This window comes from Silvimonas sp. JCM 19000 (genome assembly GCF_054652575.1).
On sequence record NZ_BAAIHC010000031.1, the window covers coordinates 14,003 to 40,404 of the forward strand.

General features: G+C 57.5%; 24 protein-coding genes and 3 tRNA genes. 21 read left to right on the forward strand and 6 right to left on the reverse strand.

What is annotated here, in order from left to right; all coding sequences use genetic code 11:
• The first annotated feature begins 69 nt into the window (after positions 1 to 69).
• On the forward strand, positions 70 to 486 hold the full coding sequence (locus ACYQ1A_RS19425) for an SRPBCC family protein (protein ID WP_499364810.1): 417 nt from the start codon (positions 70 to 72) through the stop codon (positions 484 to 486).
• Between the two features lie 41 nt (positions 487 to 527).
• On the forward strand, positions 528 to 1,310 hold the full coding sequence (locus ACYQ1A_RS19430) for a sulfite exporter TauE/SafE family protein (protein ID WP_499364812.1): 783 nt from the start codon (positions 528 to 530) through the stop codon (positions 1,308 to 1,310).
• Between the two features lie 17 nt (positions 1,311 to 1,327).
• On the opposite strand, the gene ACYQ1A_RS19435 is transcribed toward ACYQ1A_RS19430, so the two are convergent.
• A complete protein-coding gene (locus tag ACYQ1A_RS19435) occupies positions 1,328 to 2,419 on the reverse strand; it encodes a DUF748 domain-containing protein (protein ID WP_499364814.1) in 1,092 nt (363 codons plus the stop codon).
• 249 nt (positions 2,420 to 2,668) lie between these two features.
• Here ACYQ1A_RS19435 and ACYQ1A_RS19440 point away from each other — a divergent pair, with 249 nt between their 5' ends.
• Together ACYQ1A_RS19440 and ACYQ1A_RS19445 are read left to right on the forward strand one after the other, a co-directional pair.
• A complete protein-coding gene (locus tag ACYQ1A_RS19440) occupies positions 2,669 to 4,141 on the forward strand; it encodes a serine hydrolase domain-containing protein (RefSeq protein WP_062223401.1) in 1,473 nt (490 codons plus the stop codon).
• 141 nt (positions 4,142 to 4,282) lie between these two features.
• A complete protein-coding gene (locus tag ACYQ1A_RS19445; RefSeq protein ID WP_499364818.1) occupies positions 4,283 to 5,950 on the forward strand; it encodes an aspartyl protease family protein in 1,668 nt (555 codons plus the stop codon).
• Positions 5,951 to 5,956: 6 nt separating this feature from the next.
• Here the strand turns inward: ACYQ1A_RS19445 and ACYQ1A_RS19450 are convergent, their stop codons facing one another.
• A complete protein-coding gene (locus ACYQ1A_RS19450) occupies positions 5,957 to 6,769 on the reverse strand; it encodes a helix-turn-helix transcriptional regulator (protein ID WP_499364821.1) in 813 nt (270 codons plus the stop codon).
• A 209-nt stretch (positions 6,770 to 6,978) separates the two neighbouring features.
• Between ACYQ1A_RS19450 and ACYQ1A_RS19455 the strand changes: the two genes are divergently transcribed.
• The 4 genes from ACYQ1A_RS19455 to ACYQ1A_RS19470 are packed head-to-tail and all read left to right on the forward strand — an operon-like array spanning position 6,979 to position 12,061.
• Positions 6,979 to 8,223, forward strand: a complete 1,245-nt coding sequence (locus ACYQ1A_RS19455; RefSeq protein ID WP_499364823.1) for an ABC transporter substrate-binding protein — start codon at positions 6,979 to 6,981, stop codon at positions 8,221 to 8,223.
• 53 nt (positions 8,224 to 8,276) lie between these two features.
• Entirely contained in the window at positions 8,277 to 9,161 is an 885-nt protein-coding gene (locus ACYQ1A_RS19460; RefSeq protein ID WP_499364825.1) for a carbohydrate ABC transporter permease, read from the forward strand.
• A gap of 17 nt (positions 9,162 to 9,178) precedes the next feature.
• Entirely contained in the window at positions 9,179 to 10,105 is a 927-nt protein-coding gene (locus ACYQ1A_RS19465; RefSeq protein ID WP_499364827.1) for a carbohydrate ABC transporter permease, read from the forward strand.
• 21 nt (positions 10,106 to 10,126) lie between these two features.
• A complete protein-coding gene (locus ACYQ1A_RS19470; RefSeq protein ID WP_499364830.1) occupies positions 10,127 to 12,061 on the forward strand; it encodes a glycoside hydrolase family 127 protein in 1,935 nt (644 codons plus the stop codon).
• Here the strand turns inward: ACYQ1A_RS19470 and ACYQ1A_RS19475 are convergent.
• Positions 12,058 to 12,954 carry a LysR substrate-binding domain-containing protein gene (locus ACYQ1A_RS19475; protein ID WP_499364831.1) on the reverse strand — a complete coding sequence of 299 codons (897 nt, stop codon included), beginning with the start codon at positions 12,952 to 12,954 and terminating at the stop codon, positions 12,058 to 12,060. The genes ACYQ1A_RS19470 and ACYQ1A_RS19475 overlap by 4 nt on opposite strands.
• A 107-nt stretch (positions 12,955 to 13,061) precedes the next feature.
• Between ACYQ1A_RS19475 and ACYQ1A_RS19480 the strand changes: the two genes are divergently transcribed.
• The 3 genes from ACYQ1A_RS19480 to ACYQ1A_RS19490 all read left to right on the forward strand — a co-directional run bounded on the left by ACYQ1A_RS19480 (position 13,062) and on the right by ACYQ1A_RS19490 (position 17,179).
• Complete coding sequence (locus ACYQ1A_RS19480) at positions 13,062 to 13,658, forward strand: short chain dehydrogenase (RefSeq protein WP_499364833.1); 597 nt, start codon at positions 13,062 to 13,064, stop codon at positions 13,656 to 13,658.
• Positions 13,659 to 14,379: 721 nt separating this feature from the next.
• Positions 14,380 to 15,561 carry a glycosyltransferase family 2 protein gene (locus tag ACYQ1A_RS19485; RefSeq protein ID WP_499364835.1) on the forward strand — a complete coding sequence of 394 codons (1,182 nt, stop codon included), beginning with the start codon at positions 14,380 to 14,382 and terminating at the stop codon, positions 15,559 to 15,561.
• A 91-nt stretch (positions 15,562 to 15,652) separates the two neighbouring features.
• Positions 15,653 to 17,179: an erythromycin esterase family protein gene (locus tag ACYQ1A_RS19490; protein WP_499364838.1), complete on the forward strand. Its 1,527-nt coding sequence runs from the start codon at positions 15,653 to 15,655 to the stop codon at positions 17,177 to 17,179.
• A gap of 54 nt (positions 17,180 to 17,233) precedes the next feature.
• Here ACYQ1A_RS19490 and ACYQ1A_RS19495 read toward each other — a convergent pair.
• The 3 genes from ACYQ1A_RS19495 to ACYQ1A_RS19505 all read right to left on the reverse strand — a co-directional run bounded on the left by ACYQ1A_RS19495 (position 17,234) and on the right by ACYQ1A_RS19505 (position 17,588).
• A tRNA-His gene (locus ACYQ1A_RS19495) sits at positions 17,234 to 17,309 on the reverse strand.
• A 74-nt stretch (positions 17,310 to 17,383) separates the two neighbouring features.
• Positions 17,384 to 17,460: transfer RNA gene (locus ACYQ1A_RS19500), tRNA-Arg, on the reverse strand.
• A gap of 54 nt (positions 17,461 to 17,514) precedes the next feature.
• A tRNA-Pro gene (locus ACYQ1A_RS19505) sits at positions 17,515 to 17,588 on the reverse strand.
• Positions 17,589 to 17,705: 117 nt separating this feature from the next.
• On the opposite strand from ACYQ1A_RS19505, the gene folD reads away from it, so the two are divergent.
• From folD to ACYQ1A_RS19555, 10 genes are all read left to right on the forward strand, one after another.
• Positions 17,706 to 18,560, forward strand: coding sequence for a bifunctional methylenetetrahydrofolate dehydrogenase/methenyltetrahydrofolate cyclohydrolase FolD (folD, locus tag ACYQ1A_RS19510; protein WP_499364840.1), 855 nt, complete (start codon positions 17,706 to 17,708; stop codon positions 18,558 to 18,560).
• Positions 18,561 to 18,625: 65 nt separating this feature from the next.
• Positions 18,626 to 19,651 carry a quinone-dependent dihydroorotate dehydrogenase gene (locus ACYQ1A_RS19515; RefSeq protein ID WP_499364844.1) on the forward strand — a complete coding sequence of 342 codons (1,026 nt, stop codon included), beginning with the start codon at positions 18,626 to 18,628 and terminating at the stop codon, positions 19,649 to 19,651.
• 194 nt (positions 19,652 to 19,845) lie between these two features.
• A complete protein-coding gene (rsxA, locus tag ACYQ1A_RS19520) occupies positions 19,846 to 20,427 on the forward strand; it encodes an electron transport complex subunit RsxA (RefSeq protein ID WP_053937652.1) in 582 nt (193 codons plus the stop codon).
• 10 nt (positions 20,428 to 20,437) lie between these two features.
• Positions 20,438 to 21,010: an electron transport complex subunit RsxB gene (gene rsxB / locus ACYQ1A_RS19525; protein ID WP_499364854.1), complete on the forward strand. Its 573-nt coding sequence runs from the start codon at positions 20,438 to 20,440 to the stop codon at positions 21,008 to 21,010.
• A complete protein-coding gene (rsxC, locus tag ACYQ1A_RS19530) occupies positions 21,007 to 22,887 on the forward strand; it encodes an electron transport complex subunit RsxC (RefSeq protein WP_499364859.1) in 1,881 nt (626 codons plus the stop codon). Before rsxB ends, rsxC begins: the two co-directional genes overlap by 4 nt.
• Before the next feature lie 69 nt (positions 22,888 to 22,956).
• Positions 22,957 to 24,000 (forward strand): RnfABCDGE type electron transport complex subunit D, encoded by a 1,044-nt coding sequence (locus ACYQ1A_RS19535; RefSeq protein ID WP_499364861.1) that lies wholly within the window; start codon positions 22,957 to 22,959, stop codon positions 23,998 to 24,000.
• On the forward strand, positions 23,997 to 24,629 hold the full coding sequence (rsxG, locus tag ACYQ1A_RS19540; protein ID WP_499364866.1) for an electron transport complex subunit RsxG: 633 nt from the start codon (positions 23,997 to 23,999) through the stop codon (positions 24,627 to 24,629). Before ACYQ1A_RS19535 ends, rsxG begins: the two co-directional genes overlap by 4 nt.
• Positions 24,626 to 25,333 carry an electron transport complex subunit E gene (locus tag ACYQ1A_RS19545; protein WP_499364871.1) on the forward strand — a complete coding sequence of 236 codons (708 nt, stop codon included), beginning with the start codon at positions 24,626 to 24,628 and terminating at the stop codon, positions 25,331 to 25,333. Before rsxG ends, ACYQ1A_RS19545 begins: the two co-directional genes overlap by 4 nt.
• 6 nt (positions 25,334 to 25,339) lie before the next feature.
• Positions 25,340 to 25,693 carry a CidA/LrgA family protein gene (locus ACYQ1A_RS19550; protein ID WP_499364875.1) on the forward strand — a complete coding sequence of 118 codons (354 nt, stop codon included), beginning with the start codon at positions 25,340 to 25,342 and terminating at the stop codon, positions 25,691 to 25,693.
• Positions 25,690 to 26,397 (forward strand): LrgB family protein, encoded by a 708-nt coding sequence (locus ACYQ1A_RS19555; protein WP_499364878.1) that lies wholly within the window; start codon positions 25,690 to 25,692, stop codon positions 26,395 to 26,397. Before ACYQ1A_RS19550 ends, ACYQ1A_RS19555 begins: the two co-directional genes overlap by 4 nt.
• Positions 26,398 to 26,402 lie beyond the last annotated feature (5 nt).

Consider the following 26,402-nt stretch of genomic DNA (forward strand, 5'->3'; position numbering starts at 1 on the left):
CTGATGAGCTGCCTACAAACGTCTCAAAGTGAGATCGGCGTCGCAGCCGATCCAGACCGGAGCATAAAAATGTGGACGCATAAAGAATCCATTGCTGTCGCAGCGTCAGCCGCACGCATCTGGGCATTGTTTGCCGATGTGGCGGGCTGGAAGCACTGGAATGCCGGGATTGCCCGGATCACGCTCGCTGGCCCATTCGCCAGTGGCAGCACGTTTTTGATGGAATTGCCCGACGGCACCCGCTTGAGCAGCACCTTGCTCGATGTGCAACCCGGCGTGGGCTTTACCGATGAAACCGTGATCGAAGGCAACCAGATCCGCGTGCATCACCGTATTTCCGCGCTGCCCGATGGGGGCGCCCTGATCACCTATGCCACCGAGATTGAGGGCCCGCAGGCGGCTGAATTCGGGGCGATGGTGACCGGCGATTTTGCCGAGGTGCTGCAGGCACTGAAGGCCGCCGCCGAACAATCAACGGGAAGCTAGCCTTTGTTGCATTGCATGGATTTCGTCCGGGAGGACGCACGATGTGGCTGGCATTGATACTCGGCGTTGGCGTCGGCGCCATCATGGGCCTGACTGGCGCCGGTGGTGGCATTCTGGCGCTGCCCGCCTTGGTGGTCAGCATGGGCTGGAGCCTGCAGCAGGCCACGCCGGTGGCGTTGATCGCCGTCGCGACCGGGGCCACGCTCGGCACGCTGGAAGGCTGGCGCCGCGGGCTGGTGCGCTATCGCGCGGCCGTGTTGATGGCCGTGTGTGGCATTCCAGCCAGCAGCCTCGGCCTGGCCCTGGCGCGCAGATTCAGCCCCCATCATTTATTACTGCTGTTCGCGCTGGTGCTGGCGGGTGTGGCCGTGCGGCAATGGCGTCAAGCCGGCGGGCGTGCCAGCCAGGCACAGTTTCGCCTTGCCGCGCAGATTGATTCCGATAGCGGTCGCTTTATCTGGAACGTGCCGACCGCGCTGTTGCTGGCCGCAGTAGGCGCACTCACCGGCGTATTGTCCGGGCTGTTGGGCGTGGGGGGCGGCTTTGTGATGGTCCCCTTGCTGCAGCGCTATACCCGCGCGCCGCTGCACGCGGTGATTGCCACGTCGCTGATGGTGATCGCGCTGGTGGGTATCGGCACCGTGCTCAATGCGCTGGTCCACGGCGTGGCTTTGCCGCTGCCGTTCACGCTTTACTTTGTGCTGGCGGTGGCCACCGGCATGCTGGCGGGGCGCTGGCTGGTGCAGCGCTTACGCGCTGAACCGGTTCAGCGCATCTTTGCCCTCTTGCTGGCGCTGGTGGCGCTGTCTTTGTTGTTCAGATAGCGCCATCGCGCAATACGCTAGGGCGTAATCAGGTCCAGCAAGGTATCCGAAGTCTTCTTTACTGCGCTGCCGGCTTTTTCCACCCCGGTCCCTAATACTTTGGGCAATCCGCTCGCCATTTTTTGCGGCAGATTGTCCGTGAGGGCAAATCTGGGCTGGTGCAATGGTCCGCTCACTTCGTAATCGAGGGTAATCTGGCCTTTTTTGTCTTTCAGCGCCGCCAGTTCGGCTTTCTCCGGCAGCCGTAACAACGCCTTGATGGGATGCAGGCCAGGTTCTTTAACCGGCTCCAGATGGCGCAAGGTAAATTGGCCGTGTGCCTTGATCTGCTTTTGTTTGACGGTGGCATCCAGGCTCAAATCAATTACCGCGTTTTTCAGATCAGCAAATGAATTGGTCTTTTTTAATAGATAAGGATCGAGCTGGCTGATATCGACGTTATTCAACAGGGTTTTGCTTTGTGAGTCGCTGCTGGATTTATTGATCCAGCCGTCGAATTTAACCGTGCCGTCGCCATTTTTGCCGGGCAACTTGCCGGTCAGGTTTAACTGGAAGGGTTCAGTAAACGCAGGCGGCTGCAAATTATCGACGGTGGCATGCACTTGCTTGACCACGATTTTGTAGGCCGGTTTGCGTATCGATTCATCAAAGAAGGCCACATCGCCATCATCAAATACCACATGGTCGATTAATTTGGCGCGGCTATTGGGGGCTGCGGCATCGCTATCCGGGCGTTTCAGATTGGGCAATAGCGCGATTTTTTTCTCGGCCGTGCGCCGCACCGCCAGGTAATAGCCGCGTACATCCACTTGCCGGATATGGATCTGCCTGTGCAATAGCGCATCCGGATCAAACTGGAACACCACTTGCCGCGCCCGCAATGTATCACCCTCCGGCCAGTCTTCGGTCGCGCGCAGGCGCACATTGCTCAGCGTAACCGTGGACCAGCCGGTCTCGATCTGCTCAGCGCTGCCGGTGCTGCCTAAAGCTGCAATTACATGCTGTTTCAGCTCCCACAAATAGAAATACCAGGCGCCCGCACCCAATAGCGCAATCACCAATACGCCTATGCCCGTCCCCCATAGCCAACGCCGTCCTCGTGTTGCCACCGCATCCTCACTCTTTGTTTTATCCCCGCAATATTCCGGGCCAACTCTGATATTAGGGCAGGCCGGGCTGATATCGCGCAGATGCGGCAAAGACTGACGGCAAGTTCCGGGCACGACCTACGCGTGCTCGCCAGGCTTGAAAAAAGCCGGCCTGGGTGCCGGGTACGAAAATCCTCGAATAAGGGTTTTGCCTTATAAGAATTACCGACCTATATTGAGCGACATCGCTCTCCGCCACCGCCCTCTACCATGCCGCGTTTATTGCTCAGCCTGCTCGTCGGGCTGCTTTGTGCCTGTGCGCAAGCCATTGAATTGCCCAAAGCGACCCCTGAATCGCAGGGGCTGGATTCGGCGCGTTTGACGCGCATGCTCGATTATCTGCAAAGCAATGGCTTCGATACGGATTGCGTATTGCTGGCGCGCCACGGGCAATTGGTGCTGGAGTCCTATGCGGCGCCGTTTCAGCCGGGCACGGCGCATCAAATCAATTCGGCCGCCAAGAGTTTTACCTCCACACTGGCCGGGCTGGCGATCGCCGAGGGCAAATTATCGCTGGATGACACGGTGGCCAAAGTGCTGCCGCAATACGCCGATATTCCGAATGCCCGCGCCATTACCTTGCGCCAGTTGCTGGGCATGCAATCGGGCGTGTTCTGGAGCGACCTCGGGGACTGGGGGCAGGCGCGCCATAGCGGGGACTGGCAACGGTTTATGTTGCAATTGCCGCGCCCGCCCGAGCTGATCGGAAAATGGAATTACAACAGCGCCGGTTCTGATTTGATCGGCGCCATGGTGGCGCAATCCGTGCATATGCCGCTGGAAGACTATGCCCGGCAAAAGCTGTTTGAGCCATTGGGCTTTGGCAAAGTGGACTGGGATCAAAACGGAAAAGGGCAGGTGGATGGCTCACGCGGCATTTATGCCCAGCCCAAAGATCTGCTGGCTTTTGCTGAATTGTTTCGCCAACACGGCAATCTGGGCGGCAAACAATTAGTGCCACGGCAATGGGTGGACTACGCCACCGCGCCGCTTTATCCAGTCAGCAGCGATAGCCCGCATACCGCGTTTTATGGCGCGCAATGGTGGACCACCCGCAATGGCGACTGGTATGCCGCCGAAGGTGCGGGTGGCCAATATATTGTGGTGCTGCCGCAAGAGGATATTTCGTTGGTGATTGCATCGCGTCGCTATTATCTGAAAGCAGGGCCGATCCCTGATTTTGATGCATTGCTACAGTACTTTATCCGTCCTGCCGCTGCTGCCGCGTTGCCGGATAACCCCGCGGCGCGGGCCGCATTGAATCAACGTATCGCGCAATTGGCGCATCCCGCGCCGGTGGCGGTGCGGCACCCGGCGCAGGAAGCATTACTGGATGGCAAAGCCGTGGGCTCGCCCCAGGCGAATAAAGATTCGTGGCAATTCCGCTTTGGCAGCGATCAGGTTGAAGTGTTACAGATTAAGGGCGGCGCCCAACCGGGTCGCTACACCTTCAAGGCCGCGCTGGATGGCACCTGGCACACCAATACAATTGATGGCCAGCCACAGGCGGCCCGCGCCTTCTGGATTGATGACCATACGCTGGCGCTGGAGCAGGTGTGGCTGCGCAGCGGCATTCCTTTCAATATTCGTTTCGCTTTTAACGGCGATCACGTGCATATCGATGTCAAAGACCAGGCCGCCGGAATCGACGCGGTGGTGCAGGCCGTTAATACGACGTATTGATGGATAAGAATAGCGGGCGCGGCTGCAACATTTTCGGCCGCCGCGGCGCGCTATTTTTGACGAAGTGAGTTGGACTTTCCAGAATTGGGACCGCTGCGTAAACCCGCAACCGCTCACAATCAAAAGAAAGTTATACGACTTATGCCCGCGTTCAAATCCCTGATCAGCCTGTTGCTATTGCTGGCTGCGCTCGCCAGTTTTGCCGGCGCCGCCCCCACGCCATCCGCTTCAGCCCCTGCCGCCAATAGCGAAATTGCACCCGATTTGTATGCTTTGCTGGACCAGGCCGCGGCTGCCATGGGCGTGGCGCATCAAGCCGAATTGCGCGCGATTCATGCCGACGTGGTGCAGCGCGTCGAAGTCGATAAAGACAAGCCATTGGAATACAAAGGCGAGTTGTATGCCGATATCGCCACCGGTTACTACCAACGCAGCTTTGACCTGGATGGCATTCCGTATCGCCAGGGTTTTGATGCGCAAGGCGCGTGGTCGGCCATGGACAACGGGGTCCCCACTTATTATCCCGACGGCAATGTGCTGGTCGAACTTATGGCGTTTGTTTATAGCGGGGCGGCACTGGCGCCCAATGCGCGTATTACCCAGACCTACCAATGGCTGCGTAGCGCGCCGTGTGGCGATAGCGTTTGCGATGTATTGCATCCCCATGGCAAACAAGTACCGGATATTGATATCTGGTTTCGCCGTGACACCCATTTGATTGATCGCGCGGTGTTCCACTTCAAAGGTAAAACGCCGCTGGTTTTCTGGTTGGGTGACTGGGTTGCCGTTAATGGTTATTTTTTGCCGCAAAGCTATAGCTACGCCACTGCGGCCCGGCACTTCAGCTTTAGCGCGCGCTATCAGGCGGCAGAGATCAAGCCGCTGCGCCAATTACAGATGCCCGAGCCCGATGACTGGGCTATTGCCGACGGCGCGGATCATGCGGTAGTGCCCATTACGGTGGCGCACGACATGATCAACATTCCGGTTTCCATAAATGGCAAGCCGGGTTATCACATCCAGCTCGATACCGGCGCTGATCTGGTGCTGAATGAAGACGTGCTCAAAACACTCAAGATCAAGACCAGGCCGTATGGCCAAAGCGGCGGTATGGGCGGCCGCGACGTGGATACCGGTCGTAGCGAGGCGCTGGATTTGAGTATGGGCAATCTGCAACTCAAGCAATGGCACGCCCGCACCATTGATATGGGCCGCTTGAATGCCACCGAGGATGATGCCGAACATTCATTAGGCCTGATCGGTACCGATTTGCTGGCACGTTTTGTGGTGCAAATCGATTTTGATCACAACCAGATGCTGCTGTATCCGCCCCGGCATTTTCATTACAGCGGCAAAGCCAGACCACTGGTTTTATCCGATGCCTTTGAACGCCTGACCGTGGAGGCCAATCTCGAAGGCGAAAAAGGCGTTTATTTGCTCGATACCGGCTATGCCGGCAGCCTGGGCATCAATGCGCCGTATGTGCGGCAACATAATCTGTTTAATCGTTTACGTTGCACGCCCGAGCGCACGCTGTCTGAGGGCATCGGCGGCAACGTATTTGGCCGCCGTGCCACGGTGGATAGCTTTACCCTCGATGGGGTGGTCTTGCCGTCATTGGGCGTAGATTTGCATAGCATGCGCAGCGGCATGGCGGCCGATGACCGCATAGCCGGGCTGGTGGGATTGGGCGTGTTGCATCGTTTTAATCTGATCTTTGATATGCCCCGCCATGAGCTGTATCTGGAAAAAAACAGCCATTTTAATGAGGCCGATCCATTTCCGGTCAGCATGGCCGAAATCATGTAACGCGCACTAGCCGTGATTGATATGTGTGCGGGTATGCAAAAGCCGGAATCCACCTGGCGTCATGCCTTGCAAACGCTTGAACATGCGGCGGAAATAGGCGGTATCGGCAAAGCCGCATTGTTGGGCAATATCGTCGATACCGCTGCGCGTTTCGGCCAATAAGGCGCAGGCGTGGCGGATGCGACGTTCGTTAATGGTGTCGGTAATCGTCTTGCCATATTCGGTGCGAAATACCCGGCCTAAATAATCAGGATTGCAGCGCAATTCGGCCGCAATGGACGAGGCGCTGATTGCATCCTGAAACTTGGTCTGAATCACCACCTCGGCTTTACCGGCGAGGGCGGCGGGGCGGCTATCCGGTGCGCGGGCAGAGACGCCGGACCGGGCCAGTTCACACAGCATCAGCATCAATAACAAACTCAAGGTGGCGGAGCGCGCGCCGAACAATTCCTGATCATCCAGCAGGCGGCGGAACAGGGCGGTCAAGTGATCGGGCCGCGCTACGCTGGCATGTTGGCGTGCGTGCAAAGCGCCGTCTTCGGCCGCCGCGTCGACGGTGAAATGCACCCAATAAAACTTCAGATCACGGCTGGCGCCACGATGGCCACGATGTAGTCGCTCGGGCCATAGCAACAGGGCTTCGCCGGGCCGAACTTCAAACTCGACGCCCGCCTCAGTCAGATACAGCACGCCTTCTTTAACAAAAATCAGCTCGTAAGACGTGAGTTTGCGTTCCGGATGGCGCCAGTTGGCGCTGGCGGCAACAAACAATCCCCCGTTTTGCGCCTGCACGCCCAGTGCCGGATTGAAATGCAACATCGGATGCGTCCTTATTTGCGTCTGAATTGTCCATATTGCGGCGATTCCCGCGCCACTGGGCGCGTCGCGCTGCGATGCACCAAGTCGGAATCGTCCCGTTTTGTGCCGTTTTCGCCGCTGGTGGGTCGGCTTTGGCGCTGTAGTATTGCCGCCAGAACTACATGCCGTCGAGCCCGATGGCACATAACCCTTGAATACGGAGTCTCATCATGAATTTCTCTGGAAGGGCAACGCTGCAACTGGGCGCAAGCCTGCTAATGCTGGCTTCTGCGTGGGCGCAGGCCGATGACAATGTGACGTTCTGGGTGCGGATGCAGGATTCGGCAGTGGCCCAGCCCCTGGTCAAGGCGTGGAACAGCAGCCACAAAGATCAGATCAGCCTGACCGTAATCCCGAATGATGATTTCATTACCAAATTCGGCACCGCGGCTGCATCGGGCAATGTGCCGGATATTCTGGCGGTCGATCTGATTTATGTGCCGCAATTAGCCAAAGCCGGGCAATTGACTGATATCACCGACAAAGCCAAAGCGCTGCCTTATGCCGCCACGTTATCTAAAGCGCATATGCGCCTGGCCAATGCCAATGGCCGCCAATATGCCTTGCCGTTCAGTGCCGAAGGCTCGGTGCTGTTGTACAACAAAGGCCTGTATAAAAAGGCCGGGCTAAACCCCGATAACCCGCCCAAGGATTGGGCCAGCATAGAAGCCAACGCCAAAAAGATCACCGCATTGGGCGGTGGGGTTAAGGGCTTCTATTTCTCCGGCGCGTGCGGTGGCTGCCAGATCTTTACCTTTGCGCCGTATATCTGGGCATCGGGCGGCGATATTCTAAGCGCGGATGGCAAGACGGCAACGCTGGATAAACCGCAAGTCAAAGACGCATTGGCCTTCTATCACCGCATGTGGAGTAGCGGCCAGATTTCCGCCGGTTCCAAAACCGACAATGGCCAGAATTTCATCAATACCTTTTTGACCGGCAAGGTCGGCATGGTCGGCACCGGCGCCTTTGCCATTGGTTTGCTGAAGAAAGAACATCCGGAAATCGACTTCGGCATTACGCCCTTCCCGGGCGAGAAGGGGGGCACTGGCAGTTTTGCTGGCGGCGATTCGATTGCCATTCCCAAGGGCAGCAAACACCCGGATGTGGCTTATCAATTCATGACCTGGTGTTTGAGCGACGCCATCCAGACGGAATACTTTGCCAAAAACGGCAGCATTCCGGTGCGCTCCGATCTGGGCCAGGCCTATTACAAAGATGATCCCCGCCTGAAAATTGCCTTTGATGCCTTCAGCAGTGGTCAGGCGCCCTATAGCGACAAGTTTCCGCAGTTGATCAACGACAATAACGGACCTTGGGCCACGCTGGTGCAAGACGCGGTCTATGGCGGCGACGTGAATGCCGCCGTGCGCAAAGCCCAGACCCGCTTTAATGAAATCCTGAGCAGCAAATAAGCCGCGCCATCCGCCGCCCGCATGGTGCGGGCGGCTTCCCCCGGGGGAGCGTCATGATTGCCAGTATGCGTTTGTCCCAACGCCAGGCCATTGCCGGCGGGCTGTTTGTTGCGCCTTGCCTTGCAATGATTGCAGTGTTCTTTTTTGTGCCGCTGGCAATGACCTTATGGATGTCATTGCATGACTGGCCCTTGTTTGGCCCGCGCAGTTTTAGCGGCCTGGATAATTATGTGCAATTGCTGCACGACGCCTCGTTCTGGGACAGCCTTTGGTTTACCACGCGATACACCCTGCTGGTAACGCCAGCCTTGTTTATTGCCGCATTTATTCTGGCGCTGGTGGTGCAACAACCCGGGCGTTTATCGGGGCTGTTCCGGACTGCGTATTTTTTGCCTGTTGTGATCGGCATGAGCGCGGCCAGTCTGCTTTGGGTCTGGTTGTATAACGATCAGGTCGGCATCTTTAGCGCCGTATTAATGCAACTGCATCTGATCGATGAGCCGGTGCAATGGTTTGATAGTGCCAATAGCGCATTGCTGTCTATTGTCGCCATGGTCACCTGGAAAATGACCGGATTCACCATGGTGTTGTTGCTGGTGGGCATGCAGGCCATTCCGGAAGATTTATATGAAGCCGCGCGAATTGATGGCGCTAATCGCTGGCATCAATTGCGCTATATCACGCTGCCTTTGATGCGCCAGACTTTTGCGCTGGCATTAACGGTTTCGGTAATCGGCTCTTATCTGGCATTTGATCAGTTTTACATCATGACCCATGGCGGGCCGCAAAACAGCACCATTCCGGTGGTGTTCTGGATATATCGCGCCGCATTCACTTATTCCAAAGTCGGCTATGCCTCAGCCATGTCGGTGGTGCTGCTGCTGATATTGATCGTAATGAGTTTTGTGCAGCTGTATTTGCTGCGCAGTGACGATTAAGCCGCAAGGAGATTGCCATGACTCAACCGACGCTTACGCTGGATGATTTTGCGGCGAGCGCGCAGCCAGCCAATTCAGCCCCCGCCGAACCGGCCACGCAAGCCAGCCGCCATTGGCCCTGGGGCCGCATTTTGTTGCTGACCTTTGCCAGTGGCGTGATGCTGTTGTTTCTGTTTCCCATTGTCTGGTCAGTGCTGACTTCGTTTAAACCGGCCGCAGAAGCTTCGGCTTCGCCGCCCACCTTCTGGCCTTCGCATTTCTCCTGGCAGAATTACGCCGCGTTAACCGAAGTGGGTGTCGGCATCGGCCGTTATTTGTGGAACAGCACCTGCGTAACCTTGATGACGGTATTTGGCGTGGTGGTGTTATCGGTATTGGGCGGATATGGTTTCAGCCGTTTCCGTTTTCCCTGCAAAACCCTGATATTTATGCTGGTTTTGGCCACCATGATGATCCCGTTTCAGTCTATTTTGACCCCGTTGTTTATTTTGCTGAATGTGCTGCATTTGCATAATTCATTGTTGGGGCTGGCGCTGGTTTATACCACCTTTCAATTGCCGTTTTCAATTTTCATGATGCGCAATTCCTTTGATTGCGTGCCGCGTGAACTGGAAGAAGCCGCCACGCTGGATGGCTGCAATGTATTCAGCACGCTGCTGCGGGTGATGTTGCCGGTGGTGACGCCGGGCATTGTCACCGTGGCTTTATTTGCCTTCTTTACCGCGTGGAATGAATTGCTGGTGGCCTTGGTGCTGATTACCGATTCCGATCGCTTTACCTTGCCGGTGCTGTTGCAAAGTGCGCAATCGCAATTTATGGGCGGGGTGAATTGGGGCGTGATGCAAGCCGGTATCAGCATCAGCATTCTGCCCTGCGCTTTACTGTTTTTATTGCTGCAACGGTTTTATATCCACGGCTTGATTGCCGGTGCCGTCAAGGCCTGACCCCACTCCAGGAATGTCGCTATGAATCTTCTACAGCAACCCGCAGTCCGTCCGCGCGCCATAGATCTGGCTGGCAGCCCATATGCGCGCTTATTACCGGTCTCCCCGTTGGCCGTTACCTTGGGGGGCCAGTTCTGGGGCCCGCGCCAGGCGCGCAATGCCCGGGTTTCTTTGCTGACGCAATTCGAACAACTGGAAGCATGGGGCAATCTGGACAATTTTCGCCGCTTGCAAAACCCGGATATCGGACCGTTTCGCGGCAAGGTGTTTAACGACACCGACGTCTACAAATGGATCGAAGCCGCAAGTTGGGTTTTGGCGGTCGAACCCTCACCGCGCTTGCAGGAAAAACTGGAGCTGGCGCTGGATTTGATTGAAGCGGCGCAATGCGCCGATGGTTATCTGAATACCTGGTATGCGCTGGAGCGCGCCGATGAGCGCTGGAGCAATCTGCGCGACAATCACGAATTGTATTGCGCCGGGCATTTATTGCAGGCCGCCGTTGCGCACCACCGCACTCAGGGCAACCGGCGGCTGTTGAATGTGGCCATCCGCTTTGCCGATTTGATCTGCGCGGTATTTGGCAGCGTTATCGAAGGCAAGAATCCCGGTATTGATGGGCACGAAGAAATCGAGCTGGCGTTGGTGGAGTTGTATCGCGAAACCGGCAATGCCGCATATTTGCGTCAGGCCGAACATTTTATTGATGCGCGCGGTTATGGCCAGCTTAAAGGCGGCTGGTTTGGCCTGGAATATTTTCAGGATCACGCCCCGTTGCGCAAGCTGGACGCGATGGCGGGCCATGCGGTGCGCGCGCTGTATTACAACTCGGGCGCGGCCGATGTGTTTCTGGAAACCGGCGATCCCTCGTTGTTGCAGACGCTGGAACAATTGTGGCGGCATATGCAGGCGCACCAGATCTATATCTCGGGTGGATTGGGTTCGCGCCATCACGGCGAAGCGCTGGGCGCGGATTACGAATTGCCCAATGCGCAGGCCTATACCGAAACCTGCGCCGCCATTGGCAGCATGATGTGGAACCAGCGCATGTTAGCCGCCACCGGCAATGCGCAATACGCCGATCTGATCGAGCACACGCTATATAACGCCATGCTGCCAGGCTGGTCGCTGGATGGTAAGCGTTATTTTTATGTCAATCCGCTGGCTAATGACGGCAGCCACAGTCGGCAAAACTGGTATGAATGCGCCTGCTGCCCGCCCAATGTGGCGCGCACCATCGCCGCATTGAGTGGATCGGTTTATAGCACCAGCCCCGGCGCCCTCTGGGTGCATTTATATGCCGATAACAGCGCGGATATCGATCTGGATGGCTGGCGCGTGGGTATTGAGCAAAAAACCCGTTATCCATGGGATGGTGATATCGAAATCTGCATCGATGCCAATAGCAGCTTTGATTTGATGCTGCGCATTCCCGCATGGGTGGGCCCGCAAGCCAGCATCAGCATTAACGGCAAGGTAGAGCCGCATGAACTTGAGCCAGGCCAGTATTTAAAACTGCAACGCGCGTGGCAACCGGGGGATCGGATCCGGCTGTCCTTGCCGATGCCGGTGCGGGTAATGCAAAGCCATCCGCATGTATTGGAAAACGCAGGCCGCGTGGCATTAATGCGCGGGCCGCTGCTGTATTGCATCGAGGCCGCCGACCATCCCGGCATCTCATTACTGGATGTCGAAGTGCCGACCCATCACGATAGCGCAGTCGACTGGGAGCCGGAATTGCTTGATGGCGTGGTGGTCTTGCGTTTGCTCGGGCGTTTGCCTGTGCCAGAACGGCGCTGGAACAACGCGCTGTATCAGGAAGTGGCGGGCAGTGGCCGCCAATCCGCACGCGACGTGCAGTTAACGGCCATCCCGTATTACGCCTGGCATAACCGGGCGGCTGGCCCGATGCAGGTCTGGCTTAAACAGGCGGTGCAAGACGTGACTTATGGCTAAAGCCTGCGGGCTTGAATCGGGTGCTGCAGCATAAACGCGACGAAGCTGCTCAATTTGGGGCGCGGCTGATTGTCTGGCAAATACACCAGATGAATCGGTCGCGCTGGCGGCAAATAGTCGGCTAGCACCGCAAGCAATCTGCCGGCGGCAATATCCTCGGCTAACAAAACTTCGGGCTGCAGGATCAGACCGGCGCCACGCAAGGCGGCCAGACGCAATGCATTGCCATCATTGGCGGTAAAACAACTCTGTTGCGGCCACGCTCCTGCGCCGTGCATATCGTTTAATTGCCAGGCATTGCGATTACTCCAGGCCATATGGCTCAGGCAGCGATGCTGCGCCAGGTCGGCTAATGCCTGCGGCGTGCCAAAGCGCGTCAGATATTCCGGCGCCGCGGCTATGACCATGCGATAGGCGCCCAATGGCCGCGCCACTAATTCCTCCGAGCCTAATTCGCCAATGCGGATCGCGATATCAAAGCGCTCCTTGATCAAATCAGCGCGGCTATCGCTCAATACCAGTTCAGCCTGTACCTGCGGCTGGGCGCGCAAATAGTCGGCCAATAAAGGCGCGATGACCCAACTGCCCAAGGTGGTGGGTGCGCTGATGCGCAAGGTGCCTTGTGGCACGGCATGCAGACTTTCTACAGCCAGTTCAGCCCGACGCATTTCTTCAATGACGGTGCGGCAATGGGCAAAGAATGTCGCGCCCGCATCAGTCAGGCTTTGTCGGCGCGTGCTGCGTTGTAACAGGCGCGCGCCCAGATGCGTCTCTAACTGGCGGATATGCTTGCCCACCATCACGGCCGAGATCTCGAATTGCTCTGCCGCTTTGCTCAAACTGCCGCCTTCCACCACCGCGACAAACACCTCCATACAACGCAATCGATCCATGGATTGCAAACTCCTGGTTAGGATTGCGCAAAGTATATCGGCATTTTTCGGTAGCGGCGCCGGCCTGACAATGAGCGCTCCCTATTTCCTGTGAGAGCGCAAACACCATGAAAATCCTGATCATTGGAGCAACCGGTACCGTGGGCAAAGCCGTCAGCGCCGCCCTGGCCAGCCATGAATTAATTCGCGCCGGCAGGAGCTCGGGCGACCATCAAGTCGACATCACCGACGATGCCAGCGTCACCGCCCTGTTTGAGCGGGTGGGCCGGGTGGACGCTATCGTCTCTGCCACCGGCCAGATGCATTTTGGCCCGCTCGCCGAAATGAGCGCCGCGCAATTCGATATCGGCCTGCAACACAAATTGCTTGGCCAGGTCCGCGTGGCATTGATAGGTCAACGCTATTTGAATGCTGGTGGCTCGATCACCTTAACGGGTGGCATCGTTGCGCACGAGCCGATTCGCAATGGCGCTAACGCCAGCAGCGTGAATGCCGCTTTGGAAGGTTTTGTGCGCGGAGCCGCCATCGAATTGGCCAATGGCAGCCGCATCAACGTCATCAGCCCGACCTTGCTGACCGAATCGCGCGAGGCATATGGCCCTGCCTTTCCGGGCTTTGAAACGGTAGCGGCGGCGCGGGTGGCGCAGGCTTATGTGCGTAGCGTGGAAGGGGCGCAAACGGGCCGGGTTTATAACGTCTGGTAAGACCGGTCTAGCGGGCGGCAGCAAGAAGCCAGAGGCCCACGTGGTGCCGTGGGCCTCGTGCACACCATGCATAACGGCATGGCGCTGCGCGTTCTGGCTATCGTTTATGGAAGCCGGTCGCACCGCATCCATACATGGCGCCCATATAGCCGTAGTAAGCGGCCGTGGCGCGCTGCGTTAAACCCGCTGGTGAATTCCGTCCCGCCGGGCCGCCGGTTGCCCCCCCTGCGCCATAGGCGCGGCCGGTCCCGGCGTTATACCCGCCCGCACCACCCAGACCGTGCGCACCGTAGCCACCGCCGTAACTGCCGGCACCGGATAAGCCCGCGCCAGCAACTTTCTCACACTCTGCTGCAGTTAATTCTCGCATTTCGATTGCCCTGTGTTTGTTGGAGAGGATGCCGCGCGCACTGTTTGCGTGGCAGCCTGTTGTAACTGATCCAGCCATGCGGGCGTATGAGAGTATTCGAAAATCCATGGCTGCCAGGTTTACTTTTATTCACGTAATTAAATCTAGGCATATACGATAATTCATCGGATCTTATGTTTCAGTATTCGATTTATATTTTCTAGCAGCGTGCATTCCATTGCATCAGCCGCAGGTGAATGGGCTTTATAGTTTTATCCAAATTGATTGACGTTGCTGACAAGCGCGCACATATTTTTCGTGACGCAAACTTGGTGCTATCTTGCTGCATTTAGTCATCGGGATGCTGCCGCCATGGGCATGGAAAAAAATATCAATTTTGATGGGCATCCCGCGGCGGGCGGCGCATATACGCAGCCATCCATTAGTTTTCTGGTGATTGCACGTGATGAAGCGCGTTGTATCGGCCGGATGATCGAGAGTATTTGCCCGATTGCGAACGAGATCATAATTGTTGATGCCGGATCGATTGATGACACGCTCAAGATTATTAATTCATTCTCTGTGGCACCGATCAAGCTATTCAATTATCCGTGGGCACAAAGCTTTTCCGCCGCCAGAAATTACGCGCTGGCACAAGCGACATGCGAATGGGCGATATTTATCGATGCCGATGAGTATTTGCTGGAAAAGGATAGGCGCTCTCTGTGCCACGAACTGGCAAGGTTAAATGGCTCCCGATTCGACGCGGCGGAAGTACGCATCGCTGATGAAATGCAAGGCGGAACCACTTCGCCACGCATTTTTCGCACCGGTTGCGGCATCGCTTATGTCGGGCGGGTGCATGAATGGCCATTGCTTGAAAGCGGCACCCCGCCGCAAGTGGCAGCAACTTCTATCGTGTTGCAGCACGATGGCTATGCTGCGCCGGTGTTGCTAAGCAAAGCCAAGCTCGCGCGGAATCTGGCACTTTCCCGTTTGCAGTTGCGGGATACGCCCGATGAGGTGCGCTGGCGCTATTTCTTTGCCCGAGATTTGTTTTATTACGCGCGGGAATCTGGCGAGAGTTTTGCCGAGGCGCAAGCAATATTCAATACGCTGCTGCAACAATGGCAATCGCGCCACATAGACCAGGCTGATGCCGAATATATTGCGCTGTCGTATTCAAAACTGGCCGAATTGATATTGCTACAGGGCGATCTGGATCGGGCATTGCAACTGCTACGGCAGATTCCCGATGATATAGCTCCGCAGTATTGCGCCGGGCAGCGCCAGACTCTGGAATATATTTCTGCGCGCGAGCAATACTTGTCCGCGCTTAGCCAGATCAGGGCGGCGCTCGATGCGAATAAGGGCGACCAAGATGATGCAAGCCGACGTTTATATGTACGTTGTCTTGCAGAAACTGGAGATTTAACAGCACTGCAATCCGCCTTGCCCACATTGAGGGTAGAAGAAGCGTCGCTGTTATTTGCCGATTATCGCGCCTGTTCAGAACTGCTGCAGCAAATGGAATACCGGCATGAGCAAATTTAAATTGTGTTTGCTTTGTGCGTTAACACTATTTCTATCTGCGATTCCGGCCTGGTCAGCGGAATGCGCGGATTGGCAGGCTGATTTAAAAAACATGGAATTGCAGCCTGCGGCCGCGCATTGCTATCGCGTACCTCTGACTGCGGGTGCGCTGGTCGAATGGAAAGTTGAAAGTGCCAATAAATATGTGCGTTTAAACCTGTACGGTCCGGACGGCCAGGAAGAGGCGCCCGCAATCAATGGGCTGTTTGAGGATCGATGGCGTATTCAGCGTAAGCGGGTGCCGGCGACGGGTGACTATCAGATTATTGTGTCGAGCTGGGACGGCAGTGCCGCGCACTATGACTTGAATAAAACCATGCACATGAATGATGCCGCGCGTGATTCGCTGGACAGGGATTGGAAGGAATTTCTAAAAACCCATGCCGTGCCGTTGCAGCATCATGACTGGTCGCCCGTGGTGGATTGGGCGCAGGGCAAAACCGTAATCGGAATCGGCGAGGCGACGCACGGGGCGAGAGATTTCTGGGAAATACGCCGCGAACTGGTATTGGCGCTTAATGCCAGCTTGGGCTTGCGCCGCATTGCGCTTGAAGTGCCGTTCTATGCGGGTTTGCAAATGGACCGCTACGTTAACGGGCAACTGGCAGAGCTGGATGAGGTGTTTCGCGACTTCTCGGTTCCGATGTGGCATATGCAAGGCGGTCGAGATTTTTTACGCGCCATCCGTGCGCATAACCTGGTCACCACTGCAGCGGACCGCATCCAGCTGCTGGGTATCGACATTCATCCCAGCGCTGCCGAGTCCCGAATCATGGCGGCGTTTCTCGCGCAAGCGGGCGGGCGCTTGCAGGCGGACGCGGCCATGCTGCTGTCGGACACGGCTGCGGACGAAATCGAGCACCGCTTGCGCGATCCCGATTTTCCGGTTGCGCACTGGGCGGGGTGGGTGAGCGCGGGCCGGGCGCTGCAGCGCGAATTCCTGGCACAGCGGGCGCAGTGGAGCGCGCGCACTTCCGCGCAGGCATGGCAAACCGCGTATCTGCTGCTCTGCGCGCGCATCGCCGCGGCGACGGTGTTTGCATTGCCATTGGACGAGGCGCTCGCGGCGCGCGAGACGTTTATGCAGCAGCAGGTGCTGACGCTGAGCGAGTTCGGCCAGCAAGCCATCGCGCTGCTGACACATGCGGCGCATATCTCGATGACGACCGATTTTTATGCGGGTCCAATGCTCGGCACACGATTGCGGCGTGCCTTGGGCCAACGCTATCTGGCTATCGGGACGGTCTATGACGACGGTTCGCTGTTGGCGCTGGAGCACGACACTGATGCAGCCGGCTGGAGCACTTATGCTTTCGGCCCTGCCTATGAAGAATCGCTATCAGCCTATCTGCGGCGCGGGCCATCGGCTTTTTATGCCTTGTCGATGCACGCCTTGCCAACGCCGCCAGCCACGTCTGTGTTGAACAGCCCGCTGAAAATGCGCATGGTGCCGCTGGATTCCAGCGCTGAGGCGATCAATCGGCAATATGAAGCGGTGCTACCCGCGCGCGATTTTGATGTGCTGATCTTCAAGCAGCACATTACGGCAGATCAGTTAATCGCGGAGCAAGGCGGATGAAGCACATGGCAAAACAAAAAGCCCACTCCGGAGAGTGGGCTTTTTGCGTACTACTGGGGTGGCTGATGGGACTCGAACCCACGACGACAGGAATCACAATCCTGGACTCTACCAACTGAGCTACAGCCACCACAAAACGGTTGGACCAATGCTGGAGCATTCATCCTGAAACTTGCTTGTTCGCCGGTTGTTACACCGCGAATGTGGCGCACCCGACAGGAATCGAACCTGTAACCTACGGCTTAGAAGGCCGTTGCTCTATCCAGTTGAGCTACGGGCACCCGTTCTTGAAGCAGGCTACATGTTGCGTGCCAGTGCACACACTTTAATACGGGTCGGGGCGGTGGGATTCGAACTCACGACCCTCTGGTCCCAAACCAGATGCGCTACCAGACTGCGCTACGCCCCGAAGAGACCGAGACTATAGCGATGAGTCCGCACACCGTCAACCCCGAGATTGAGCCTTGGGGTCTAAAAATGCGAGAATGGCGGCCATTATCTGAACCCGCATTTACGGAGCTGCCGCATGCCCGCACAAATTCTCGATGGCAAGGTCATTTCGCAAGACATCATCCAGCAAGTGCGTGCGCAAGTGGATGCGCGCGTGGCCAGTGGCAAGCGCGCGCCAGCCCTGGCGGTGGTGCTGGTGGGCAGCGACCCGGCGTCGCAGGTTTATGTGGGCAATAAAAAGCGTCAGTGTATTAACGCGGGCATTACCTCGATTGCGCATGATCTGCCTGCCGAAACCACCGAGGCTGATCTGGTGGCGCTGGTGCAACAACTGAATGCAGATGACACGGTCGATGGCATCCTGGTGCAGTTGCCTTTGCCCGCGCATATCAATGCAGAAAAAATCATCGAGCTGATCGACCCCAACAAGGATGTCGACGGCTTTCATCCCTACAACATCGGGCGTCTGGCGCTCAAGATGCCGCTGCTACGGCCATGCACTCCGCGCGGCGTAATGACCTTGCTGGAAAGAACCGGCATTGATCTGGTGGGCAAAGATGCGGTGGTGGTGGGGGCCTCCAATATTGTCGGCCGCCCGCAAGCGCTGGAATTGCTGCTGGCGCGCGCCACCGTCACGGTTTGCCATAGCAAGACGCGTGATCTGGAACAAAAAGTCCGCAACGCCGACGTCGTGGTGGCTGGTGTGGGCATCCCCAATTTTGTGAAGGGCGCGTGGATCAAGCCGGGCGCCATCGTGATTGATGTGGGCATCAACCGCCTGGAAAACGGCAAGCTGTGTGGCGATGTCGAGTTCGATGCCGCCAGCGAAAACGCCGCATGGATCACGCCGGTGCCGGGTGGGGTGGGCCTGATGACCGTGGCTACGCTGATGCAGAACACCTATGACGCTGCCGTAAAACGTCATCCGTAATCCCTCGCCCCGAGCGTTGTTTGCTTGTTTGTTTGTTGACCCAGCCGGACCCGATTGCCAAACCGATGCCTTATCCTCTCGTACGACCTTTGCTCTTTATGCTCAAGCCCGAAACCGCGCACGGCGTGACTTTGGGCTCGCTCGACTTTGCGCACGATCTGGGCGTATTGCGCACGGTATTGCCAGCGCCGGTGGAATGTCCGACCGAGATGATGGGATTGCGCTTTCCTAATCCGGTCGGTCTGGCGGCAGGGCTGGACAAGAATGGCGACCATATCGATGCGCTGGCCGATCTGGGTTTTGGCTTTATTGAAATCGGCACCATCACGCCGCGGCCGCAGCCAGGCAATCCCAAACCACGCATGTTCCGGCTGATTGATTCGCACGCCATCATCAACCGTATGGGCTTCAATAATGAGGGCGTGGACGCGCTGATCGAAAACGTGCGCAAGTCCAATTACAAAGGCGTGCTCGGCATCAATATCGGCAAGAACTTTGATACGCCGATCGAGAACGCGGTGGATGATTACCTGATCTGTCTGGACAAGGTTTACGAATACGCCAGCTATGTGACGGTAAATATCTCGTCGCCCAACACCAAAAACCTGCGCCAGTTGCAGCAGGCCGATGAATTGTCGAATCTGCTGGCAACGCTCAAGCTCAAGCAGGAAATGCTGGCTGACAAACACGGCCGCTATGTGCCGCTGGCGCTGAAGATTGCGCCGGACCTCGACGCACATCAAATCCAGGAAGTGGCAGATCGGCTGGTCAAGCATCAGATCGATGCGGTGATTGCCACCAACACCACGCTGTCGCGCGTGGGCGTTGAGCACCACAAGCATGGTGCGGAAGCCGGTGGTTTGTCGGGCGCGCCGGTGCGGGCCAAATCAACTTCGGTCATCCGTGATCTGGCGGCCGCGCTCAAGGGCGAAGTGCCGATTATTGGTGTGGGCGGTATTGAAAGTGGTGATGATGCGGTCGAAAAAATCCACGCCGGCGCTACGCTGGTCCAGCTCTATAGCGGGCTGATTTATAAAGGCCCCAACCTGGTTGAGGAATGCGCTGAAGCCATTGCGGCAATGCGTTATTAGAACTATTACCAGACAAGGCGGCGGGGTGGCGCAGTACCATCGCTAACCTTTTGATTAATGTGTGTTATTCGGACTATTCGATATGTCATATCGGTTATATGAATAGCTGCACATATCGCTTGCCACGTATATGCAGCGGTTGGATAATCCGCCGCTCAAACTTGTAATTTCATGAATATAGAGACCGGTTCTCAATGGAATTGAATCACTATCTGTTGCTTTTGATCGGTGCCGTGCTGGTCAACAACGTGGTGCTGGTGCGCATCCTGGGCTTGTGCCCGTTTATGGGCGTGTCCAAAAAACTCGAGGCGTCCATCGGCATGGGCATCGCGACGGCATTTGTGCTGACGCTGGGCTCGGGCTCGTCCTGGCTGATTGATCAGCTGCTGGTGGCGTGGCATGTCGAATATCTGCGCACGCTGTCTTTTATTGTGGTGATTGCCGCCATCGTGCAATTCACCGAAATGTTCATCCATAAAACCAGCCCGGTGCTGTATCAGGTGCTGGGTATTTATCTGCCGCTGATCACCACCAATTGCGCCGTGCTGGGCGTGCCGCTGATCAATTCGGTGCAAAAGCACAGCTTTACTGAATCGCTGGTATTCGGTTTTGGCTCGTCGTTTGGTTTCAGCCTGATCCTGATCCTGTTTGCTGCAATCCGCGAACGGCTGGATGGCGCGGATATCCCGGCCCCGTTTAAGGGCACGCCGATTGCCTTTATGACCGCAGGCTTGATGAGCCTGGCGTTCATGGGCTTTTCCGGTCTTGTGAAATAACGGATTACCCATGTTGCTTGCGTTTGTACTTGCTTTAGGAATCATGGCGGCCCTGGCGTTATTGCTGGGCGCCGTACTCGGCTGGGCGGCCATCCGCTACAAAGTCGATGAAGATCCATTGGTCGACAAGATCGACGCCATTCTGCCGCAGACCCAATGCGGTCAATGCGGTTTTCCCGGTTGCAAACCGTATGCCACCGCGATTGCGGGCGATGAGGCCGATATCAATCGCTGCCCACCTGGCGGCGAAGACGGCATCCGCAAACTGGCGGATTTGCTCGGCAAAGAATTCAAACCGCTCAATGCTGAAAACGGCGAAGAAAAGCCCAAGTCATTGGCGGTGGTGGATGAATCCATTTGCATCGGTTGCACCTTGTGCGTGCAGGCCTGTCCGGTGGATGCCATCGTCGGCGCGGCCAAGCACGTGCATACCGTGGTATCCAGCGAATGCACCGGCTGCGAATTGTGCGTGGCGCCGTGCCCGGTGGATTGCATTGATATCGTGCCGGTGGGCGAAACCGTAACCAGCTGGAAATGGCGTTATCCCGTCATTCCGCTCACGCCCGTCAAGGTGGCCGCATGAACGCGCGTGCCGAAGTCAGCAAAGTGATTTTCCCGTTTCATGGCGGCGTGCATCCGCCTGAACACAAAGACGAATCGTCGCAAACCCCGATCGCCGCAATGCCTGTGCCGCGCCAGCTGGTGGTGCCGTTGCATCAGAGCATCGGCAATATCGCCAAGGCGCTGGTGGCGGTGGGCGATACCGTGCTCAAAGGCCAGATGATTGCCGAAGCGGACGGTACGGTTTCTGCCGCCGTACATGCGCCCACCTCCGGGCGTGTAGTGGCCGTCGGCCCGACGCTGGTGCCACACCCGTCCGGCCTGCCCGAGCATTGCGTCACCATCGAAAGCGATGGACAAGATCGCTGGATAGAGCGCAATCGTTTTGACTGGCGCAACGCCGAAGGCCGCATCATTCGCGATTATTTGCGCGATATGGGCGTGGTCGGCCTGGGCGGCGCGGTGTTCCCCTCGCATTTAAAAATCGGCGGCGCACGTGATGGCCTCGATACCCTGGTGATTAACGCCGCCGAATGCGAACCGTATATCACTTGCGATGACTTGCTGATGCGCGAACGCGCGGCGCAAGTGGTGGAAGGCATCAAGATCGTGCAGCACTTGCTGCAAGCGCGCCAGGTGCTGGTGGGCATTGAAGACAACAAGCCGCAAGCCGCTCAGGCAATGCGCGAAGCGCTCAAAAACGCCGCCATTAATTTTCCGGCCGATGTGGTGGTGGTGCCCACGCTGTATCCGTCCGGGGGCGCCAAGCAATTGATTAAATTGCTGACCAATATTGAAGTGCCGTCCGGCGTGCGCTCCACCGATCTGGGCGTGCAATGTTTTAACGTCGCGACCATTTACACGATTTATCGCGCACTCGAACACGCCGAACCGGTAATCAGCCGCGTGGTGACCATTACCGGCAATGTGCAACGCCCCGGTAACGTCGATGCGCTGATTGGTACGCCGATTGCTGATCTGTTGGCTTTTGCCGGTGATAAGCCGGGCTCGCAAGCGTATATCTACGGCGGCCCGATGATGGGCTTTGAATTGCCAGGTACCTCGCTGGGTTTGTCTAAAGCCGGTAACTGCATCATTGCCAAAAACGGCGCGTTGTTCCCCGAAAAGCCGGTGGAAATGCCGTGTATTCGTTGCGGCAAATGTGCCGATGCCTGCCCGGCCGAATTGCAGCCGATGGATTTGTACTGGTTTGGCAAAAGCAAGAATTTTGGCAAGGCACAAGAACGCAATCTGTTTGATTGCATTGAATGCGGCGCCTGCGCCTATGTGTGCCCGTCCAATATTCAGCTGGTCGATTATTTCCGCTTTTCCAAGTCCGAAATCTGGGCCGCAGAAAAAGCCAAAAAAGCCGCCGACCAGGCGCGTGAACGCCACGAATTCCGCCAGTTCCGCGAAGAGCGTGAAAAGCGCGAGAAAGCCGAGCGCGCCGCCGCCAAAGCCGCAGCGCGCACCGAGGCCAGCGGCGGCAATGTGGCAGAAGCCGCCGATGCCGAGCGCGCCGCCAAGATCAAAGCCGCGATGGAACGCGCCGCCGCTAAAAAGGTAGAAGCCGCCGCCGCGCAAACCGCCAGCGACAGCGTTACGCCGATTGATCCGGATGCCGTGAGCGTGCCGATGGGCCAGGCCGTCATCGCACCCACCAGCAATGAAGCGCCGCAAGCTGTCGAATCGGCCGCGCCCGCGCTGGACCCCGAAAAAGCCGAGCGTATCCGCGCCGCCATGGAAAAACGCGCCGCGGAAAAAGCCGCTGCCGAAGCCATGAGTCCGGAAGAAAAAGCGGCGAAAGAGGCCGAGAAAAAAGCCAAGATTGCCGCCGCGATGGAGCGTGCCGCCGCCAAAAAAGCCGAGCAGGCTGCGCAGCAACAACAAGGCAAATAACACTGGGTGCGGCCTGCGCTTTAATCCAGCCCGGGCCGCATGCGGTTACCGCACAACCAAGAAAAAACAATGACGACATCACCGTTCTTTATCAAACCGACGCCACTGCAGGTGGTCATGCTCAAGGTGGCCGCCGCGCTGATCCCGGGCATTGCCACCTATACCTATTTCTTTGGCGTGGGCGTGCTGGTGCAAATCGGCCTGGCCACCGTAGCGGCGCTGGCCACCGAGGCGTTCTGCCTGCGTTTGCGCAATTATCCGATCAAGCCGTTTGTGACCGATGGCTCGGCCATTGTGACGGCCTGGCTGATGGCGCTGTCGTTTCCGCCGCTGGCGCCGTGGTGGATGATTACGCTGGCGGCGATCATGTCGATTGCGCTGGCCAAACATATGTATGGCGGCTTGGGCCAGAACACGTTTAATCCGGCCATGGTCGGCTTTGCCATCATGATTGTGTCTTTCCCGGCGCAAATGTCGCATTGGGCTGCCCCGTTAGGCCTGGCGCCGCAAAGCCTGGATGCCGCCGCGCAATTGCAATGGATCTTTACCGGCCATTTGCCGGCTGGCCTTAACTTTGATGCAGTCGCTTCGGCCACGCCGCTGGATACGGTTAAAACGCAGCTGATGCAGCACACCAATATGCTGACCATCCTGCACGAGAAATTATTTGGCGGCATCGGTGGCATCGGCACCGAATGGATTACCGCGGCGTATTTGCTCGGCGGTTTATATCTGCTGCAACAAAAGCTGATTCCGTGGATTGTGCCGGTCACGTTCCTCGCGGTATTGGGCGGTATGGCGGGCATTTTCTGGCTGGTGGACCCGCAGCATTACACCAGTCCCTTGTTCCATTGGTTTAGTGGCGCGGCGATGCTGGGTGCGTTTTTTATCGTTACCGACCCGGTGACCAGCCCGACCACGCCGTTGGGTCGCATTATTTTTGCCGGGCTGATTGGCCTGCTCACTTATCTGATTCGTGTATTTGGCGGTTATCCGGATGGCGTGGCGTTTGCTGTGCTGATTCTGAATCTGGCCGCACCGTTTATTGATCAATACACGCAGCCCGCAGTATTCGGGCACAAGAATCGTAAAAAAGCCGGAGCCAAAGCATGAAAAGCATGGTGGCCAACGGCGTACGCGGTGCGCTGACTTTGCTGGTGTTTACCACGCTGTTTACCGCGTTGATGGCGGGCACGTATGCCGCCACCAAATCCATCGTCGATAAAAATACGGCCGATGCCGAGCGCGCCTTGATTGCGCAGGTATTGCCCGCAGGCAGCTACGATAACAATCTGCTCGCCGATAAATTGACGCTCAGCCTGGCCGATGCGCGCACGCTGGGCAACGATGAACCGTCGTCGATCTATCTGGCCAAACATGCGGGCAAAGAAACCGGTGCCGTGGTCGAAACCACCGCGCCCGATGGCTACGCGGGCAAGATCAAGCTGCTGGTAGGCATAGCGCCGGATGGCCGCGTACTGGGTGTGCGCGTGGTGCAACACAAAGAAACGCCGGGCCTGGGCGATTATATCGATGCCGCCAAGTCAACCTGGAGCGAGCAATTTACTGGCAAATCGCTGGGCAGCCCCAAGCTGGATGGCTGGAAAGTAAAAAAAGACGGCGGGGTGTTTGATAGCAACGCTGGCGCCACCATCAGCCCGCGCGCCGTGGTCAAGGCCGTGAGCAAGGTACTGGTGTATGTCTCGGCGCACAAGGCGCAGGTATTTGGAGAAGCCGCATGATTACGCAAAGCGAAGTCCGCACCATTAGCCATAACGCGGTCTGGAAACAGAATCCGACCGTAGTGCAAATCCTTGGCATGTGCCCGACGCTGGCAATGACCACCACCTTGGTCAACGGCACCAGCCTGGGCCTGGCTACCGCGCTGGTGATGGCGTGTAGCGGTGGCTGCGTGGCGCTGCTGCGTTCGTTTGTGCCGAATGAATTACGCAACCCGGTGTTTATCCTGATCATCGCGGCCGCCGTCACCATCCTCGATCTGGCCATGAACGCCTATCTACACGCGCTGTACAACGTGCTGGGTATCTTTATTCCGCTGATCGTTACCAACTGCATTGTGCTGGCGCGCTCGGAAGCATTTGCCTCCAAGAACGGCGTGGCGCAATCCACGCTCGATGGTTTCATGATGGGCATCGGTGGCACCGTGGTATTGGCGGTGCTGGGCGGTCTGCGCGAAATCATCGGCAAGGGCACGCTGTTTAGCGGCGTCGATCTGGTATTTGGCGCAGCGGCCAAAGGCTGGGTGCTGCATCTGGTGCCGGCTGATCTCAACTATCAATTTTTGTTTGTGGTGCTGCCGCCGGGCGCGTTTATTGGCTTGGGCTTTCTGGTGGCCGGCAAAGCTGCGCTGGATCGGCGTGCTGACGCCGCGCGCCGTCGCGCGGAAGAAGCCGCTGCCAGCGGCTCCGAAGCGCAAGCGGCCTGACGCGCCGTGTTGTACGGCATCGCAGTGCTGCTGAGCTTTCTGGTGGCGGGCGAAGCCGTCAGCGCTGCATTGCATCTCCCCATGCCCGGCCCTGTGTCGGGCATGTTGCTTTTACTGCTCTGGAGCATGGCGCGCCGCCGCGTGGATGAACGCGTCGCCAAAACCGCGACCAGTCTGCTCAGTTATCTCGGATTATTTTTTCTGCCGGCCGGTGCGGGTTTGCTGGTGCTGGGCGGCGTGTTGCAACAGCACGGCCTCGCGCTGGCCGTCGTGGTTGCCTTGTCGACCCTGATTACGCTACTGGTCACCGCATGGGTGCTGCACTGGCTGTTGCGCCGCCGTTTCCGGAGTGGCGCATGAACGCCGTCTGGACCACGTTGCAGGCACAAGCCGCCACCTGGTTGGCGCTCACCGTGCTGGCATGGCTGCTGGCCGACTGGCTGTATGTACGTTCGGGCCGCCGCGCCATCTGCAATCCGGTGCTGCTGGGCATCGCGTTGGTAATGACGGCGCTATGGGCGTTGCGCGAGCCCTATGCCGATTACTTTAGCCACGTGCGGCTGATTCATTTTCTGCTGGGCCCAGCCACGGTGGCGCTGGCGGTGCCGCTCTATCTCAATATCAATCGGCTGCGCGCACTTGCTTTGCCTTTGTTGCTGGCCTTGGCCATCGGCAGCGTGGTGGGCATCGCGTCGGCTTTGTTGCTGGGGCGCTTGTTCGGACTCGATCACAGCTTGCTGGCCACGCTGGCGCCCAAGTCGGTCACCACGCCGATTGCGATGGCGCTGTCGGCGCAGCACGGCGGCTTGCCCGCGCTGACCGCAGGCATTGTCATCGTGACTGGCGTGTTGTGCGCAGTGGCGGCAGTGCCGTTATTGAATGCGCTTAAATTACGCGACCCGCTGGTGCAGGGGTTTGCGATCGGCATCGCAGGCCACGGTATCGGCACCGCGCGCGCCTTGCAGGTGTCCAGTACAGCGGGTGCGTTTGCCGGTTTGGCGATGGGATTGAATGCGCTGATGACGTCGCTGTTGCTGCCGCTGTTGCTGGCGTGGCTGGGTTAGCCGGG

What these genes read in the sequence shown, in the direction of transcription:
- ACYQ1A_RS19515 (WP_499364844.1), top strand. Translation starts at nt 18,626, where the DNA reads ATGCCTTATCCTCTCGTACGACCTTTGCTCTTTATGCTCAAGCCCGAA.
- ACYQ1A_RS19480 (WP_499364833.1), top strand. Translation starts at nt 13,062, where the DNA reads ATGAAAATCCTGATCATTGGAGCAACCGGTACCGTGGGCAAAGCCGTC.
- folD (WP_499364840.1), top strand. Translation starts at nt 17,706, where the DNA reads ATGCCCGCACAAATTCTCGATGGCAAGGTCATTTCGCAAGACATCATC.
- ACYQ1A_RS19440 (WP_062223401.1), top strand. Translation starts at nt 2,669, where the DNA reads ATGCCGCGTTTATTGCTCAGCCTGCTCGTCGGGCTGCTTTGTGCCTGT.
- ACYQ1A_RS19535 (WP_499364861.1), top strand. Translation starts at nt 22,957, where the DNA reads ATGACGACATCACCGTTCTTTATCAAACCGACGCCACTGCAGGTGGTC.
- ACYQ1A_RS19445 (WP_499364818.1), top strand. Translation starts at nt 4,283, where the DNA reads ATGCCCGCGTTCAAATCCCTGATCAGCCTGTTGCTATTGCTGGCTGCG.
- ACYQ1A_RS19430 (WP_499364812.1), top strand. Translation starts at nt 528, where the DNA reads ATGTGGCTGGCATTGATACTCGGCGTTGGCGTCGGCGCCATCATGGGC.
- ACYQ1A_RS19470 (WP_499364830.1), top strand. Translation starts at nt 10,127, where the DNA reads ATGAATCTTCTACAGCAACCCGCAGTCCGTCCGCGCGCCATAGATCTG.
- ACYQ1A_RS19425 (WP_499364810.1), top strand. Translation starts at nt 70, where the DNA reads ATGTGGACGCATAAAGAATCCATTGCTGTCGCAGCGTCAGCCGCACGC.
- ACYQ1A_RS19475 (WP_499364831.1), bottom strand. Translation starts at nt 12,954, where the DNA reads ATGGATCGATTGCGTTGTATGGAGGTGTTTGTCGCGGTGGTGGAAGGC.
- rsxC (WP_499364859.1), top strand. Translation starts at nt 21,007, where the DNA reads ATGAACGCGCGTGCCGAAGTCAGCAAAGTGATTTTCCCGTTTCATGGC.
- ACYQ1A_RS19545 (WP_499364871.1), top strand. Translation starts at nt 24,626, where the DNA reads ATGATTACGCAAAGCGAAGTCCGCACCATTAGCCATAACGCGGTCTGG.
- ACYQ1A_RS19455 (WP_499364823.1), top strand. Translation starts at nt 6,979, where the DNA reads ATGAATTTCTCTGGAAGGGCAACGCTGCAACTGGGCGCAAGCCTGCTA.
- ACYQ1A_RS19460 (WP_499364825.1), top strand. Translation starts at nt 8,277, where the DNA reads ATGATTGCCAGTATGCGTTTGTCCCAACGCCAGGCCATTGCCGGCGGG.
- rsxB (WP_499364854.1), top strand. Translation starts at nt 20,438, where the DNA reads ATGTTGCTTGCGTTTGTACTTGCTTTAGGAATCATGGCGGCCCTGGCG.
- rsxG (WP_499364866.1), top strand. Translation starts at nt 23,997, where the DNA reads ATGAAAAGCATGGTGGCCAACGGCGTACGCGGTGCGCTGACTTTGCTG.
- ACYQ1A_RS19485 (WP_499364835.1), top strand. Translation starts at nt 14,380, where the DNA reads ATGGGCATGGAAAAAAATATCAATTTTGATGGGCATCCCGCGGCGGGC.
- ACYQ1A_RS19465 (WP_499364827.1), top strand. Translation starts at nt 9,179, where the DNA reads ATGACTCAACCGACGCTTACGCTGGATGATTTTGCGGCGAGCGCGCAG.
- ACYQ1A_RS19555 (WP_499364878.1), top strand. Translation starts at nt 25,690, where the DNA reads ATGAACGCCGTCTGGACCACGTTGCAGGCACAAGCCGCCACCTGGTTG.
- ACYQ1A_RS19450 (WP_499364821.1), bottom strand. Translation starts at nt 6,769, where the DNA reads ATGTTGCATTTCAATCCGGCACTGGGCGTGCAGGCGCAAAACGGGGGA.
- rsxA (WP_053937652.1), top strand. Translation starts at nt 19,846, where the DNA reads ATGGAATTGAATCACTATCTGTTGCTTTTGATCGGTGCCGTGCTGGTC.
- ACYQ1A_RS19490 (WP_499364838.1), top strand. Translation starts at nt 15,653, where the DNA reads ATGGAATTGCAGCCTGCGGCCGCGCATTGCTATCGCGTACCTCTGACT.